Below are 2,031 nucleotides of genomic sequence, written 5' to 3'. Positions count from 1 at the left end.
GTCTCGACTAGATCGGCCATTGGTCGACGTCCGCTGCCGACGATGGTCACTACCGGCACCGGTTCTGGTAAGACAGAGTCCTTCCTGATCCCGATCATCGATCATGTTCTTCGGGCCAAGAGGGTCGGTGTGAGGGGCATGAAAGCCTTGATCCTGTACCCGATGAACGCACTGGCCAACGACCAGGCGAAGCGCTTGGCCGAGATGCTCTCCAGCCACCCTGAACTCAGTGGGATCACGGCAGGTATCTACACCGGGCAGAATGACGAGCCGCGGACCAAGGTCTCGGCGGCCGGCCTGATCAACCAACGCGACATCTTCCGCAGTGGAGCCCCGGACATCCTGCTGACCAACTACAAGATGCTGGATATGCTCCTGCTCCGCCACCAAGATGCCAGCATCTGGGAGCAGTCGGCGACATCGTTGCAGTACGTGGTGCTCGATGAATTCCACACCTACGACGGCGCCCAGGGCACGGACGTGGCAATGCTGCTCCGCCGGCTGGGCCTGACACTCAAAAGCTACTGGCCAGCAGATCTCACTGATTCGCCTCTTGGTCTCAGCGAACAGGACCGACAGCGCCCACTGGGCCGTGCCACACCGGTGGCCACCTCAGCGACGCTAGGCGGAAAGGGCGATCCTGAGGCAATGCTTCGGTTCGCGGAGACAGTCTTTGGCGAACCCTTCCCGCAAGACAGCGTGATCACAGAAGCGCGGCTCAGCTCCGATGAATGGACCGCATTGGGTTCAGCCACCCATGAGCCCAGGTCCATCAACGAAATCGCGGACCAGCTGCACGAACTGAACGACAAAGTCGAGGCGCTACGGGCAGCAGCAGACGGTGAACCGAACGCCGCCGTCGTACGTGCCATTGGGGACGCGCTGTTCGGCAACCAACCCGATGACCTACTCGACGCCGTACGGTCACAGCCCCTCACCGTGGCCGTCCTGCAGCACGCCACTGACGCCGTCTCGCTGCGGGAGCTTGCGGAGAAGGTCTTCGGTGGCTGCAGCACCAGCGGTGGTCCGCGTGAGCAGGCCGCCCGCCTGGAGGAACGGATGGAGTTCCTCAGCCACTTCATCTCCTTCCTGAGCCAAATTCGCGCAGACCATGGCCGCTCGGCGCTATCCGTTGAGGTCCACATGTGGATCCGGGAGCTCTCCCGGATCGACAAGGCCGTCGACGCCACCAGCAGTTTCCGGTGGTCCGACGACGGCGTCCAACAGGACGGCGAGCTGTACCAGCCAGCCGTCTATTGCCGGCACTGCGGACGCTCCGGCTGGGGCGTCATGCTAGGCCCCACCGGCAATGACCTGGACCTGGATGACACGAAAATCCGCGTCGGTAAGATGACGGGCAGCGGGCGTTTCAGGGCCCTGCTCTACGCACCGGGCGAGGCCGACAAGGTCCTCTTCAAAGGTTTCGATGAAGCCAAGGTCGAAGGCCTGCGATGGTTCGACTCCAAGAACCGGCAGGTCCTGGCTGATGCCCCCAACGGAGAGGACATCGATCTGCTGGAAGGTCGCATCCTCCCGGTGCTTATGCTCACCGGGCTTGAGGCAGATGACGACTCCAAACGGGACACCTGCCCGGCCTGCCAAACCGTGGACGGCATACGTTTTCTGGGAAGCGCCATAGCCACCATGCTTTCCGTCACGATCTCAAACCTGTTCGGATCGCAGGGCCTCAATTCCAATGAGAAGAAGGCCCTGGTCTTCACAGACAGTGTCCAAGACGCGGCACACCGAGCTGGTTTTGTTCAGGCACGGTCCCACACTTTGTCTCTGCGCTCGGCACTTCGCAACGCTTTGGACGGGGAGACCACCCTGGACGACTTGGTCAATGCCGCAATATCCAATGCAGAGACCCCTGTGGCGAAATACCAGCTGATTGCGCCGGACTACGTTGACCGGGAGCAGTTCCGCGCTTTCTGGAAGCCCGGCGCCAGTGCCACGGAGCGTCGCAAGGCCACTAGCAACGCCAAGTCCCGGCTTCTTTTTGATGCATCGTTGGAGTTTGGCCTGCAGTCC

Annotated in this window: 1 protein-coding gene; it reads left to right on the top strand. The window is 61.7% G+C overall.

Annotated elements, in window-relative coordinates; translation table 11 throughout:
* Positions 1 to 42: 42 nt before the first annotated feature.
* Positions 43 to 2,031, top strand: a 1,989-nt coding sequence (locus AC1DEY_RS23045) for a DEAD/DEAH box helicase (protein WP_476870025.1), incomplete at its 3' end; no start/stop codon positions are given.

Source organism: Arthrobacter sp. 05T47 (assembly GCF_056395825.1).
This window is presented reverse-complemented; position numbering and strand designations above follow the sequence as displayed.